Source organism: Ruegeria sp. YTSC002, from assembly GCF_059609845.1.
Map to the genome: position 1 here is coordinate 26,524 of NZ_JBXWML010000001.1, position 13,352 is coordinate 39,875.

Consider the following 13,352-nt stretch of genomic DNA (forward strand, 5'->3'; position numbering starts at 1 on the left):
GTGTGATTGGTGGCAATGTGCGGCCATGACGCAAACCGTGGAACTTCCGCTTTGGCTTTTCGTGCTGATCGTGGTCTTTGCCATGGTCACTTTCGCATCGCATTTCCTGTTCCCATCTGTCCGCTGGTTTTTCCGCCGGAGGCTGGAACGCGCGGTGGCACGCCTGAACCAGCGCCTTCAGCGCCCGATCCAGCCTTTCAAGCTGGCGCGTCGACACGACATGATTCAGCGCTTGATTTATGATCCGCAGGTCGGTCAGGCGGTTCAGCAACATGCCCGCGAAACCGGTATGCCCGAGGCTGTCGCCTCGGAGCAGGCGCGCCGCTATGCCCGTGAGATCGTGCCGTCCTTTTCGGCCTTCGCCTATTTCAGCTTTGCGATTCGACTGGCCCGGCTGCTGAGCAACACATTCTACGAGGTGCGGCTTAGCTACCAAGACGAAGAATCCGTCAGGAATATCGACCCTGAAGCAACGGTTGTCTTTGTCATGAACCACCGGAGCAACATGGATTACGTATTGGTCACGTATCTTGCAGCCCGACATTCTGCGCTGTCCTATGCTGTCGGAGAGTGGGCCCGGGTCTGGCCGCTCAGCCGATTGATCCGGGCGATGGGGGCTTACTTTATCCGGCGCAAGTCCGGCAGCGAACTCTATCGCCAGGTTCTGTCCACCTATGTGCGTCACGCAACCGAAGCCGGCGTAACTCAAGCCATGTTTCCAGAAGGCGGGCTGAGCCTGACCGGGGCCATTGCGCGCCCCAAGCTTGGACTGCTCAAATATATTATGGATGGAACGTCGCCACAGGGGCGCGATGTGGTGTTTGTTCCGGTGGCACTGAATTACGACCGTGTGTTGGAAGACACCATCCTGACCCGCGCGGCACTTGGCACTGAGCGGCGGTTTCGCGCGCGGATCGGTGTCATCACGCGTTGGATATTGAAACAGCTTTGGCGTCGTTTGATCGGCCGATACAAGCGGTTCGGTCTGGCGTCCGTCCGGTACGGCAGGCCGATCTCTCTGAAGGACTTCCGGGCTGAGGGCAGCGACGACGTGATGACGGATTTGGCCCGGGTGCTGATGCAGCGAATCCAGCATGCTATTCCGCTGGTGCCGGCACCAGCGGCCTGTTTGCTGGTACGCGACAACGGCCCGATGTCCGAAGAAGACGCTCTGTCACGAATTCAACAGATGATGGAGCGCGATGACCCGCAGACAAGGGACAATTCGCAGGCCATATCAAATGCTTTGGATCAACTGGTTGAACGCCGGATTCTGAACCGACAGGGGAATATGCTGTCTGTATCAGGTCAGCGCGGCGATCTTCTGGACTATTACGCCGCATCCGTCCCGGCGGATTCAGGTATCGGAGTTTCTGCATCCGCAAAATAACTTTCTGCAACCGCTGGGTCATAAAATTACAATATGATGCCAAAAACGGTTGCAATATTACTCGGCGCCCAATATTCCAGTCTGTGAAGCGCGCGATTCTGCGTCGCGGCAAAGGTACTGAAAAGAGGAGGCCGGCATGGCTTTGGACACCGAAAGTGGTATCGCGTCGTACGAGGCACCTGAAAAAGATCTGTATGAAATGGGTGAAATCCCACCCATGGGATATGTCCCAAAGCAGATGTATGCCTGGGCCATCCGCAAAGAACGTCATGGCGAGCCGAACACGGCCATGCAGCAGGAAGTTGTGGATGTTCCGACCTTGGACAGCAACGAAGTGCTGGTTCTGGTTATGGCTGCCGGGGTCAACTACAACGGCGTCTGGGCCGCTCTGGGGCAGCCGATCAGCCCGTTTGATGGCCACAAAGCACCCTACCACATCGCGGGTTCGGATGCGTCGGGCATCGTTTGGGCCGTTGGCGACAAGGTAAAGCGCTGGAAAGTTGGCGACGAGGTTGTGATCCACTGCAACCAGGACGACGGCGATGACGAGGAATGCAACGGCGGCGATCCGATGTATTCGCCCAGCCAGCGGATCTGGGGTTATGAAACGCCGGATGGCTCGTTCAGCCAGTTCACGCGCGTGCAGGCTCAGCAGCTTATGCCGCGCCCCAAGCATCTGACATGGGAAGAAGCGGCGTGCTACACCCTGACGCTGGCAACCGCATACCGGATGCTGTTTGGCCACGAGCCACACGATCTGAAACCGGGTCAGAACGTCCTGGTCTGGGGTGCATCCGGGGGCCTGGGTTCCTATGCGATCCAATTGATCAATACCGCCGGTGCAAATGCGATCGGTGTGATTTCAGACGAAAGCAAGCGTGATTTCGTTATGGGTCTGGGCGCCAAAGGTGTTCTGAACCGTCGTGATTTCAACTGCTGGGGACAATTGCCCACGGTCAACACACCGGAATATGCCGAATGGTTCAAAGAGGCCCGCAAATTCGGCAAGGCGATCTGGGACATAACCGGCAAAGGCAACAATGTTGACATGGTGTTCGAACACCCGGGTGAAAGCACTTTCCCCGTGTCGACCTTCGTTGTGAAAAAAGGCGGTATGGTCGTGATTTGCGCTGGAACATCGGGTTTCAACTGTACATTCGATGTGCGCTACATGTGGATGCACCAAAAGCGTTTGCAGGGCTCGCACTTTGCTCATCTGAAGCAGGCGGCAGCCGCGAACAAACTGATGGTCGAGCGTCGTCTGGATCCCTGCATGTCCGAAGTGTTCACCTGGAATGACCTGCCTGAAGCACACATGAAAATGCTGCGGAACGAGCACAAGCCGGGCAATATGTCCGTTCTTGTTCAGGCGCCGCGTACTGGTCTGCGTACCCTCGAGGAAGTCCTGGACGCAGGTTGATAACCCGCCAGGGTTGTAGACAAAAAAACACCCGCGAATCACCTTGTTGGTTCGCGGGTGTTTTGTGTTTTTCAGGCCTCTGACGATCTTTCAAATGTTTGCATTTTTGCCCATCGCTATTATTGGGGAGTAGAAACCGGCGAATAGGCTGAAAAAGATCATACATGTTATGGTTGTGTTAACCCTTCGTTAACTGTTTCAGAGAGACCCTGATGGCGCAAAATGAGTGGATATTGGACGTATTGTCGGACCTCAATGCTTTCGCCGTTGCGAATGGTTTGAGCGCGCTTGCAGAGCAGCTTGATGACACAAGACTGATCGCGGCTGCCGAGATTGCGTCCTTGAAGAACGAGGTACGGGCGCCCGCGGATGGCAACGAAGGTCGATTTGGGTCAAATCCTTCAGGATTTGGAAAACACCAACACGCTTGAAGAACTCAGCGCCGTAGCGGAGCGTTTGCGGGACGCGTTGAAGGTCGAGCACCTGACGTATCACTGGGTTGACGGTGCCGGAGATCAATACGGCTACACCACCTATTCAGACGCTTGGGATGAGCGCTACAGGGAAAAAAACTATCACCGTATCGACCCAGTGATCTTGGGGTGTTTCCAGCGGTTTCACCCGGTTGACTGGAAGTCTCTGGATTGGTCCGGCAAGGTGGCAAAAGCCTTCCTTCTGGATGCGCAAAGCCATGGCGTTGGCAATCAGGGGTATTCCATCCCAATTCGGGGTCCAAATGGTCAGTTCGCCCTGTTCACGGTCAACCACAGTTGTGATGATCAAACCTGGAAGAACTTTATCTCGACTTACGGGCGTGATTTGATTCTTGTTGCGCATTACATAAATCGCAAGGCGCTGGAGTTTGAAAAAGACAGGCAGCCGGACTGCCCGCGCAGCTTGTCGCCAAGGGAAATCGACGCGATCACACTTTTGGCGTTGGGATACAGCCGCGCCCAAGTGGCCCATTCTCTGACGATTTCCGAGCATACGTTGCGCGTTTACATTGAAAGCGCGCGCTCAAAGCTGGGCGCACATAACACAACCCACGCAATTGCCACGGCACTCAGCCGGGGATTAATAGTGGTTTAAGGGGTGAACGGCCTCCACACGCAAAATTAACCACGACTCTGTACTCCCTTCGTTCCTGCACAGGACGACAAGGGGAACAAGTCATGTTGCGTTATCTATATGCCGATGAGTTACACAGATTTCCGACTCTGGCAGAGGGGATGTTCAAGGATCGCGCGGATCAGTTCAAGACCCGGTTGGGGTGGGATGTCCACGTCAACGAGAAAGGGGAAGAGCGGGACGAATACGATGATCTCAATCCGCTTTATGTCATCTGGGAAGAGCCGGATGGCAGCCACGGAGGGTCGATGCGTGTATTGCCTACGACCGGCCGGGTGATGATCAATGAGGTTTTTGGTCATCTCAACGGCGGCAAGCCGATTTGCAGCCCCCTGATCTGGGAGGTCACCCGGTTCTGCCTGTCCCGAACAGCCAGCCCGCATACTGCCGGCGCCATTATGTTGAGCGGCGGTGAAATGATGGAAGGTTTCGGCCTGACGCATATTGCCGGCGTATTCGATGCCAGAATGATCAGAATCTATCGCCTGATCGGGTCATCGCCCGAGGTTCTGGGAACCCAGGGCAGCGGACGCGATCAGATTTCAGTCGGTTTGTGGCCCTATTCCGCGGATGACTGCAACCGGGTGGCCGCGCGTGCGGGCATCCCGCGCGACCTGTCTCGGATGTGGTTCAAGGCCGCATTCGGCCCGAAGAAACAGCACCGGTTCGCCCTGTCCGCCTAAGTGTCGGAAAACGCAAATCCACATCTGGTGATGGCTGGCGCGGCCCTGTAGGGTCGCGCCATGTCCTTGCCGAATGTAACGTTCTCAGATGATCAGGCCGCCGCGTATGACAGCATCGCCGAGATGCTGCGGGCAGCAGGTGTTGATCTGGAAGATGATGCCCTTCTGAAACTGCCGGGCGCAGGAAAATCCGGTGTGATGGCCGTGATCGGCAAGGCCGGCTCGGGCAAAACGCTGCTGTTGGCCGAGTTGTACAAGGCACTGGCAGAGACGGGTGTTCAGATCGTGTCCGGCGATTATGAAAGCCGTAAATCGAAAGACAAGCGCAGCCTTGCCATACTGGCCCCGACGAACAAGGCTGCAAGCGTTCTGCGATTGCGCGGCGTGCCTGCGACCACGATTCACCGAATACTGTACACGCCGGTTTATGATCCGGAATACGAGCGTATTGCGGAATGGCTGGCCGGCAATGACGAACGCCCCGATATCGAAGGTTTGACGGATGAAGCCTTGGATCGCGCGGCTGCTTTCTATCAAAACAACAAATCGATCCCCGGGGCCCTGGCCGCCGCCGGTTTGCGAGGGTCGGATTTCATCACAGGGTGGAAGCGCCGTGACGAACCACTGGATATCGGGTTTGTCGATGAAGCGTCGATGCTGGATGACCGTCAGTTCGATGATCTCAAAGAGATTTTCCCGACCCTTCTTTTGTTCGGCGACCCGGCTCAGCTGGCACCGGTAAATCAGTCCGGCAGCATGGTTTTCGAGGCATTGCCCGAGCCCAGGAAGCTGACTCTCCAGCGGGTGCACCGCCAGGATGCGGACAATCCAATTCTGGATCTTGCGCATGCGCTGGCCGATCCGGCAATGGGCTTCGAGGATTTCGAGCGACTGATCGAAGAATCCGCTCGTCGGGATGACCGGGTTGTCTGGGGCCAGCGGGTCGAGGTCGATCTGATGGCCCGAAGCCCGGTTCTTGTCTGGCGCAACGCCACGCGCATTCGTTTGATACAGGCTTTCAGGCAAGTTCACGGTGCGCCGGATACGGAATTGCTGGAAGGTGAACCGCTCATTTGTGATGGGATCGAGTTGCCCCTGAAACATCGCAAGAAGCGGCTGGATCTAGAGGCGCGCGGGCTGATCAAAGGAGCTCAGGTGGTGTATCTGGGGCCGGGACGAAAGCCGGGTTTCTCGCGTCTTCACGTGATGGGGGCCGAAGACCCTCAGGTCAGTGCCGCCTCGATCGTTCAGATCGAAAAACCGGATGAGGAAGAGCCTTTTATTCCTTACGCTGCCCGCATGGGGGCGACCTTTTTGCACGGGGCGGCCGTTACGATCCACAAGGCGCAAGGGTCACAATGGGATACGGTTCAGGTGTTCGCTCCGGATCTCTATGCCGCCGCTCGCATGGGCCGGACCGAGGCCGGACAGCCATTGTGGAAACGTTTGGCATATGTCGCGATCACGCGGGCGCAAGAGCGTTTGATCTGGGTGGTGCGCAATCGCCTGTCAAAGCCCACGCACCCCCTGCGTGTGGATGACTTGAGGGCGCTTCCGGCGGCTTCGCTGACATTGGAGGCGGAAGAGACATGAAATCCATCATCGTGACGGGTGCCAGTTCAGGTATTGGTCGGGCGACAGCCCAGCTGTTCTTGTCCGAAGGGTGGACGGTCGGGCTGTTGGCACGCAGCAAGGAAAAGCTGGAAGCCCTGGCAAAAGAACATCAGGCGGCCATTGTCCTGCCTACGGATGTGACCGACCCGGATGCGGTTGAACGGGCTTTCCGGGCTTTTACAGACCACACGGGGCGGCTGGATGTTCTGTTCAACAACGCCGGGATCTTTGCGCCGGGCGGTACGATCGACGAGATCGCTCTGGACGATTGGTACCAAAGCGTCAACGTGAACCTGAACGGCATGTTCCTCTGTGCGCGAGAAGCCTTCAGGATCATGCGCCACCAAAACCCGCAGGGCGGCCGGATCATAAACAACGGCTCGATAGCGGCGCATGTTCCGCGCCCGAATTCGGTGCACTATTCGGCCACGAAGCACGCCATTACAGGGCTGACGCGCAGCCTTTCGCTGGATGGGCGACCCTTTGGAATCGCATGCGGGCAGATCGATATCGGAAATGCGCGCACGCAGATGGTGCAAGGCCTTGTGGACGCGGCGCATGCCGCTGGCGAGACACCGGACCCGACGATGGCCGTGGAAGACGCCGCGCGTTCGGTCCTGCATATGGCAAGCCTGCCGCCCGAGGCAAACGTGCAGTTCATGACCGTCATGGCCACGACCATGCCCTATATCGGCCGAGGTTGACCGTTATTTTTCACGCAACAGCCGGAAGGCTGTCGAGGCGCCCCAGCCTGCCGCAATCGCTATGACCAGCGACATCAGGCCGTACCAGACGGGTTGCTGGCGGGACATATTGTACAAAAAACGCTCCAGGCCGACTTTCCGGACATCGATGATCGCTTCATATTGCGAGACGACCTCTCCGCCACGGGTCAGGAATATCCGGGCGGCATAATCGCCTTCGGTCAGGTCGGCGGGCATATCGATCGAGGTGCGGAACAAGGTCTGTTCATCCACTGCCACGGTATTTTCGCGGATGGAATACAGGTGTTCGTTTTCTCGAATCCTTATCACGGCATCTGCAAAATCCTGTGCGCCCCGGATGTGCATCGCGGCACCGACCGAGCGGATCGCGCGTTCGATCGAAATCCGGTAACGCAGGTCTTCGGTGTCGGACAGGATGTCGTCGAAGGGCCCGCTGGTCGCAACAGCATAAAAGCTGGGTGCAAGGTCGACAAGAACACTGTCGGTGTTCACCCAGATCCCAAGCTTGCGTTCCTTGCGTCGCACGGTGACAGGTTCGGACGGACCCGCAACCGCGACGATGACTTCAACCGGTGGGCCGGAAGGGATTGGGGTTTCCCGCTTGATGGCCCCAAAAATCAGAAGCTCCGATCCGTCGAATGTAGCGGTGATGGCAACCCGGTCCTGGCTGAGACCAAGGACAACCTGCTCTTCCGCCGCCAAAGCGGGCACGCAGAACAAGCACAGGGCGGCAATAAGCGAACGCAGCATCCTCAGTGCCCTCCGCCATTGCCAAGCGAGTAGAGCTCGGCAGGTTCAAGAAGCAGATCAAGTGCCAGCTTGCCACATACGGCCAGTACCAAAGCGGCAAGCAGCACGCGCAATTGTTCCGCCGGCATCCGGGCTCCGATCACGGTTCCGATCTGGGCGCCAATGACGCCGCCGACCAGCAACAAGACCGCCAGAACAACATCAACCGTATAGTTGGTGGTGGCGTGCAGCATCGTGGTGAAGGCTGTCACAAAGATGATCTGGAACAGCGACGTGCCGACAACGACCTTGGTCGGCATACCCAGCAGATAGATCATGGCAGGAACCATGATGAAGCCGCCGCCAACACCCATGATCGCGGACAGAACCCCAACGCACAGACCGACCAAGGCCGGTGGAATGACCGAGATATACAGGCCCGAGGTGCGGAAACGCATTTTGAAGGGCATGGCATGGACCCAGCCCCGCTGCCGACGCTTGGCAGGGGCCGCGCCGCCCTTCTTGGCTTTACGCAGGGCCCTCAGGCTTTCGACAAACATCAGGCTGCCGATGACGCCAAGAAAAACAACGTAACAGAGTGTCACCAGCAGATCGACCTGACCCAGGCTTTTGAGATAGTTGAAGACAACCACGCCCAAAGCGGCCCCGACAAGCCCGCCAACCAGCAATACCGTTCCCATCTTGAGGTCCACGGTCTTTCGTCGGAAATGTGCCAGAACTCCGGAAAAGGATGATGCGACGATCTGATTGGCTTCGGTTGCAACGGCCACCGCCGGCGGAATACCGATGAAAAACAGCAGCGGGGTCATCAAAAATCCGCCACCGACACCGAACATGCCGGACAGGATGCCGACCATGCCGCCCAACCCCAACAAGAGGAAGGCGTTTACTGAGACTTCTGCGATGGGAAGGTAAATGTGCATGGTACTGTTACTTTGCGTATGGTCGTGGCTTGCCTGTTATAGGTTGAGAATTCAAGTGTGGTAATTGTCATGTGCCGTGGGTCAAACAACATCAAATCCCCCCGGGTTCCGCCAAAGAAAAGATCTCTTCTTGCGGTAAAAAAAGGTCAAACCCGATCTTTCCGGCGACACCCATGACTAGAAGCGCCAAAAGGATACGCAACTGTTCGGCTTTCAGACGTGCACCAATCTGCGTTCCCAATTGCGCACCCAAAACACCGCCCAGCAACAAGAACAGGGCGAGGACAATGTCGACACTGTAGTTGGTTGAGGCATGTATCATCGTTGTGAACCCGGCGACGAAGATGATCTGGAACAGGGATGTCCCGATGACCACCTTTGTCGGGATACCAAGAACATAGATCATTGCGGGCACCATGATGAACCCGCCGCCGACTCCCATGATTGCCGACAGAACACCAACGCCGAATCCGACCAGCGCCGGAGGTATGACCGAGATGTAAAGTCCAGATGCCGGGAACCGTTTCTTGAACGGCAGGGCATGAATCCAGGTTCGCTGGCGTCGCTTGGGGGCAGGTTCATTGCCTGACTGTCTGGCCTTTCGGATGGCTGCCAGGCTTTCGATGAACATCAGGGTTCCGATAGCCCCCAAAAACGCCACATAGCAAAGCTGTACCGCCAGATCGACCTGCCCGAGATGCTTGAGGAAATTGAAAACCACCATCCCAAGGGCCGCACCGAACAACCCTCCGGCCAGCAGAACGCTTCCCATTTTCAGGTCCACGGTCTTGCGTCTGAGATGAGCCAACAAACCCGAAATGGACGAGGCAACAACCTGATTGGCGGATGTTGCCACAGCAACCGCAGGAGGTATTCCGATAATGAACAGCAACGGGGTGATCAAAAACCCGCCTCCGACCCCGAACATACCGGACAAAATGCCGACGGCCCCGCCGATCCCCAATAGCAGGAATGGGCTGACGGAAACTTCTGCTATGGGAAGGTATACGTGCATACCCTCTTAGAACGGTTGCGGCATGCAAAATCAACTCTGCATGCCGCTCCGCAGCGAACAGGACTGAAACTCAGTTCGGAACTGGCCTTATCAGCGCTCTTTGACGTAGGGTTCTCCGCCCGCCCGCGGTGGAATGGCTTTGCCGACGAACCCGGCAAGAATCACCACCGTCAGGATATAGGGCAGGGCGTCCATCACCTGCACGGGAATCACGACGCCACCCAGGTCGATATTTTGGAACCGCAGCGCGATCGCTTGCAGCAGACCGAACAGCAAGCAGGCCCACATGGCATGCCACGGGCGCCACTTGGCAAAGATCAGCGCGGCCAAGGCGATAAAGCCACGACCGGCGGTCATTTCCTTGACAAACCCTGCCTGCAAGGCCGTGGCCAGATAGGCGCCTGCAATACCGCACAGCACACCGCAGATGGCGACAGCGGCGAACCGCAGGCCAATCACTGAAACACCGGCAGTGTCCACTGCGGCAGGGTTCTCACCCACCGCCCGCAGGCGCAGACCGAACCGGGTGCGATACAGAATCCACCAGGTGGCCGGAACCATCAGGAACGCGACATAAACCAGGATCGAGTGGCCCGAGAGCAGTTCGGAATAGATGGGGCCGATAATCGGCACACCGCTGAGGGACTCGGCGAATGGGAAGTTGATCGGTTCGAACCGCCCGCCGCCAAACAGCGATGGTGTCCGCCCACCCTGCTGAAACCAGCTTTGGGCGACCAGAACAGTCAGCCCCGAGGCCAGAAAGTTGATGGCCACACCCGATATCAGTTGGTTGCCCCGGAAGGTGATAGATGCCAGCCCATGCAGACCCGACAGCAACAACGAGGACGCAATACCAGCCAGCAAGCCCAGCCAAACCGACCCAGTAACAGCAGCGATGGCAGCCGAAAAGAACGCTGCCATCAACATCTTGCCTTCGAGGCCGATGTCAAAGATCCCGGCCCGTTCTGAAAACAGACCGGCCAGACAGGCAAGCAGCAGCGGCGTAGACAGGCGAATGGTCGAATCCAGAACCTGAATGAGGGTAACAAAGATTTCCATCACTCAGCCCTCTTCCGCATACCCAGGAACAGTTTTTCAAGCGGCATTCGCACCATGTTGTCCAATGCGCCGGTGAACAGGATGACCAGGGCCTGAATGACCACGATCAGTTCCCGCGGGATCGAAGCCCACAGCGCCAGCTCGGCGCCCCCCTGGTACAGAAACCCGAACAAGAGCGCGGCCAGAAACACACCGAACGGATGTGAACGCCCCATCAGAGCCACGGCGATGCCAATGAAACCCGCGCCCTCAGTCGAGTTCATAACAAGTCGCTCGGCTTCGCCCATGACATTGTTGATGGCCATCAGCCCCGCCAGCCCGCCGGAAATCAGCATCGCAACAATCGTGATGCGCACAGGTGAAATACCGGCATAGACAGCGCCGGTCTCGGAATGGCCATAAGCCCGGATTTCATAACCCAGACGCGTGCGCCAGATCAGTGCCCAGACTACGACGCAGGCAAGCAACGCGATGAAGAAGGTGATGTTCGCCGGGGCGCCTCGGAAAACAACGTTCTCTGCGGTCGAGAACATTTCTTGGAAAGAGGGCAGATGCACGCTTTCAGAGAACCGCGCGGTGGCCGGGTCCTGCGACCCTTGGGGGCGCATGACATTGACCAGCATGTAGTTCAGGAAAGCAGCGGCGATGAAGTTGAACATGATCGTGGTGATCACGATATGGCTGCCGCGTTTTGCTTGCAGATAGGCCGGAATGGCCGCCCAGAGCGCGCCGAACAGCATCGATGCCGCGCAGGCGGCAAGCAAGGCAATGCTCCAATGCGGCCAGTCGACATACAGACAGACCATGGCCACGCCCAGCCCGCCCAGCATCGCCTGGCCTTCGCCCCCGATGTTGAACATACGGGCATGGAAGGCGACGGCCACCGCAAGACCGGTAAACATGAAGTTTGTCGCGTAATAGAGCGTATAGCCCCAGCCATAGGTCGATCCCAGCGCACCGGTGACCATCAGTTTGACGGCTTCGACAGGGTTTTCGCCGATGGCGAGGATGACCAGCGCCGAAAGGATTGCGGCCAGTATCAGACTGATCAGCGGGATCAGAATGACATCGGCCCATTTAGGCATTTTTTCCATGTTACGCGGCCTCTCCCGCAACACCGGCCATCAGCAGGCCCAGTTCTTTTTCATCTGTCTCATGGGGCAGGCGTTCTCCCATGATATGTCCGTCAAACATCACCGCGATCCGGTCCGAGAGCGAGAAGATTTCTTCCAGCTCGACCGATACCAGCAGGATTGCCTTGCCCTGATCACGCAGCGCAACAATCTGTTTGTGAATGAACTCGATGGCGCCGATGTCCACGCCCCGCGTGGGTTGCCCGACCAGCAGCAGGTCAGGGTTGCGTTCAATCTCGCGCGCGACAACGATTTTCTGCTGGTTGCCGCCCGAGAAACTCTTGGCTGCCAACCAGGGATTGGGCGGGCGGACGTCGAATTTCTGGATCTTGGCTTCGGTATCGGCGCGCAACGCCGCGTTGTCCATGAAGATACCGCGTTTGTAGGCCGGGTCGCGGTGATATCCGAAGGCCACGTTTTCCCAGGCGTGGAAGTCCATGATCAGGCCTTCGCGCTGCCGGTCTTCGGGCACGTGGGCGATATGTTGCGCGCGGCGGGCCTGACCATCTGATCCGGCCCCACTCAGTGCCAGCGGTTCGCCGTTCAGCTTGATCGTGCCCTGTCCGGGGCGCATTCCGCCAAGAACTTCCAGCAGTTCGGATTGACCATTGCCGGCCACGCCGGCGATGCCGACGATCTCACCTGCGCGCACGGTCAGGTCGATATTTTTGACCCGTTCAACGCCCGCCGAATCAAAAACGCTGAGATTTTCGATCTCGAGGATGGGTTTGCCGGGCGTCGCGGGCACCTTGTCGACCTGTAGCAGAACCTTGCGGCCGACCATCAGTTCGGCCAGCTCCTCGGGACTGGTCTCGGATGTTTTGACAGTCGCCGTCATTTGCCCGCGCCGCATAACCGATACCGTGTCGGTGTTTTCCATGATTTCGCGCAGTTTGTGGGTGATCACGATGACCGTCTTGCCCTCGGACCGCAGCCGGTCGAGGATGCGGAACAGCTGATCGGCCTCGGCAGGGGTCAACACGCCGGTCGGTTCGTCCAGAATCAGAATTTCGGCCTTGCGGTACAGCGCCTTCAGGATCTCGACCCGCTGTTGCATCCCCACGCCGATCTCGTCGATACGCTTGTCGGGATCGACGAACAGTTCGTACTCTTCGTCGAGCTCTTTCAGCTCTTTGCGGGCTTTTGCCAGTGATGGCGCCAGCAACCCGCCATCCTCGGCGCCCAGTACGATGTTTTCCAGTACGGTGAAATTTTCCACCAGCTTGAAATGCTGGAACACCATCCCGATGCCCGAGGCGATGGCCGCTTGGCTGTCCGGGATGTCGGTCTTGGTCCCATTGATCCAGATCTCACCTTTGTCGGCTTTGTAAAAGCCGAAGAGAATGCTCATCAACGTGGATTTGCCTGCGCCGTTTTCGCCGATGATCCCATGGATCGTACCGGGTGCAACGCTGATCGAGATGTCTTTGTTGGCCTGAACTGGCCCAAAGGCCTTGGATATCCCTTTGAGCTCAATGGCTGGGACGGTCATGTCTTGCCCTCAACTGCCGA

The 13,352-nt window shown here is 57.7% G+C and carries 12 protein-coding genes; 6 read left to right on the forward strand and 6 right to left on the reverse strand.

Annotation, left to right across the window (positions count from 1 at the left end; translation table 11 throughout):
* Positions 1-25 precede the first annotated feature (25 nt).
* From AC2FFD_RS00150 to AC2FFD_RS00175, 6 genes are all read left to right on the forward strand, one after another.
* Positions 26-1,390: a 1-acyl-sn-glycerol-3-phosphate acyltransferase gene (locus tag AC2FFD_RS00150; RefSeq protein ID WP_496871326.1), complete on the forward strand. Its 1,365-nt coding sequence runs from the start codon at positions 26-28 to the stop codon at positions 1,388-1,390.
* A 136-nt stretch (positions 1,391-1,526) separates the two neighbouring features.
* Positions 1,527-2,810 carry a crotonyl-CoA carboxylase/reductase gene (gene ccrA / locus AC2FFD_RS00155; protein WP_170346380.1) on the forward strand — a complete coding sequence of 428 codons (1,284 nt, stop codon included), beginning with the start codon at positions 1,527-1,529 and terminating at the stop codon, positions 2,808-2,810.
* A 369-nt stretch (positions 2,811-3,179) separates the two neighbouring features.
* Positions 3,180-3,899: a helix-turn-helix transcriptional regulator gene (locus tag AC2FFD_RS00160; protein WP_170346381.1), complete on the forward strand. Its 720-nt coding sequence runs from the start codon at positions 3,180-3,182 to the stop codon at positions 3,897-3,899.
* Between the two features lie 83 nt (positions 3,900-3,982).
* Positions 3,983-4,621 carry an acyl-homoserine-lactone synthase gene (locus AC2FFD_RS00165; protein WP_170346382.1) on the forward strand — a complete coding sequence of 213 codons (639 nt, stop codon included), beginning with the start codon at positions 3,983-3,985 and terminating at the stop codon, positions 4,619-4,621.
* 60 nt (positions 4,622-4,681) lie between these two features.
* Positions 4,682-6,214: an ATP-dependent DNA helicase gene (locus AC2FFD_RS00170; protein ID WP_496871329.1), complete on the forward strand. Its 1,533-nt coding sequence runs from the start codon at positions 4,682-4,684 to the stop codon at positions 6,212-6,214.
* The gene (locus AC2FFD_RS00175; protein ID WP_425078930.1) at positions 6,211-6,939 is read left to right on the forward strand and encodes an SDR family oxidoreductase; all 729 of its coding nucleotides are present in this window, start codon (positions 6,211-6,213) and stop codon (positions 6,937-6,939) included. The genes AC2FFD_RS00170 and AC2FFD_RS00175 overlap by 4 nt, the downstream gene beginning before the upstream one ends.
* Before the next feature lie 3 nt (positions 6,940-6,942).
* Here the strand turns inward: AC2FFD_RS00175 and AC2FFD_RS00180 are convergent, their stop codons facing one another.
* The 6 genes from AC2FFD_RS00180 to AC2FFD_RS00205 all read right to left on the reverse strand — a co-directional run bounded on the left by AC2FFD_RS00180 (position 6,943) and on the right by AC2FFD_RS00205 (position 13,332).
* On the reverse strand, positions 6,943-7,710 hold the full coding sequence (locus AC2FFD_RS00180; protein WP_170346385.1) for a TIGR02186 family protein: 768 nt from the start codon (positions 7,708-7,710) through the stop codon (positions 6,943-6,945).
* Between the two features lie 2 nt (positions 7,711-7,712).
* Positions 7,713-8,633, reverse strand: a complete 921-nt coding sequence (locus AC2FFD_RS00185) for a sulfite exporter TauE/SafE family protein (protein ID WP_170346386.1) — start codon at positions 8,631-8,633, stop codon at positions 7,713-7,715.
* Between the two features lie 91 nt (positions 8,634-8,724).
* On the reverse strand, positions 8,725-9,648 hold the full coding sequence (locus AC2FFD_RS00190; RefSeq protein ID WP_425078928.1) for a sulfite exporter TauE/SafE family protein: 924 nt from the start codon (positions 9,646-9,648) through the stop codon (positions 8,725-8,727).
* 90 nt (positions 9,649-9,738) lie between these two features.
* The gene (locus AC2FFD_RS00195; protein WP_170346388.1) at positions 9,739-10,707 is read right to left on the reverse strand and encodes an ABC transporter permease; all 969 of its coding nucleotides are present in this window, start codon (positions 10,705-10,707) and stop codon (positions 9,739-9,741) included.
* Positions 10,707-11,801, reverse strand: coding sequence for an ABC transporter permease (locus AC2FFD_RS00200; RefSeq protein WP_152456858.1), 1,095 nt, complete (start codon positions 11,799-11,801; stop codon positions 10,707-10,709). Before AC2FFD_RS00200 ends, AC2FFD_RS00195 begins: the two co-directional genes overlap by 1 nt.
* Before the next feature lies 1 nt (position 11,802).
* Positions 11,803-13,332 (reverse strand): ABC transporter ATP-binding protein, encoded by a 1,530-nt coding sequence (locus AC2FFD_RS00205; RefSeq protein ID WP_496871333.1) that lies wholly within the window; start codon positions 13,330-13,332, stop codon positions 11,803-11,805.
* Between the last annotated feature and the right edge of the window lie 20 nt (positions 13,333-13,352).

What these genes read in the sequence shown, in the direction of transcription:
- AC2FFD_RS00190 (WP_425078928.1), bottom strand. Translation starts at nt 9,648, where the DNA reads ATGCACGTATACCTTCCCATAGCAGAAGTTTCCGTCAGCCCATTCCTG.
- AC2FFD_RS00160 (WP_170346381.1), top strand. Translation starts at nt 3,180, where the DNA reads ATGGCAACGAAGGTCGATTTGGGTCAAATCCTTCAGGATTTGGAAAAC.
- AC2FFD_RS00195 (WP_170346388.1), bottom strand. Translation starts at nt 10,707, where the DNA reads ATGGAAATCTTTGTTACCCTCATTCAGGTTCTGGATTCGACCATTCGC.
- AC2FFD_RS00200 (WP_152456858.1), bottom strand. Translation starts at nt 11,801, where the DNA reads ATGGAAAAAATGCCTAAATGGGCCGATGTCATTCTGATCCCGCTGATC.
- AC2FFD_RS00170 (WP_496871329.1), top strand. Translation starts at nt 4,682, where the DNA reads ATGTCCTTGCCGAATGTAACGTTCTCAGATGATCAGGCCGCCGCGTAT.
- AC2FFD_RS00185 (WP_170346386.1), bottom strand. Translation starts at nt 8,633, where the DNA reads ATGCACATTTACCTTCCCATCGCAGAAGTCTCAGTAAACGCCTTCCTC.
- AC2FFD_RS00175 (WP_425078930.1), top strand. Translation starts at nt 6,211, where the DNA reads ATGAAATCCATCATCGTGACGGGTGCCAGTTCAGGTATTGGTCGGGCG.
- AC2FFD_RS00205 (WP_496871333.1), bottom strand. Translation starts at nt 13,332, where the DNA reads ATGACCGTCCCAGCCATTGAGCTCAAAGGGATATCCAAGGCCTTTGGG.
- ccrA (WP_170346380.1), top strand. Translation starts at nt 1,527, where the DNA reads ATGGCTTTGGACACCGAAAGTGGTATCGCGTCGTACGAGGCACCTGAA.
- AC2FFD_RS00150 (WP_496871326.1), top strand. Translation starts at nt 26, where the DNA reads ATGACGCAAACCGTGGAACTTCCGCTTTGGCTTTTCGTGCTGATCGTG.
- AC2FFD_RS00180 (WP_170346385.1), bottom strand. Translation starts at nt 7,710, where the DNA reads ATGCTGCGTTCGCTTATTGCCGCCCTGTGCTTGTTCTGCGTGCCCGCT.
- AC2FFD_RS00165 (WP_170346382.1), top strand. Translation starts at nt 3,983, where the DNA reads ATGTTGCGTTATCTATATGCCGATGAGTTACACAGATTTCCGACTCTG.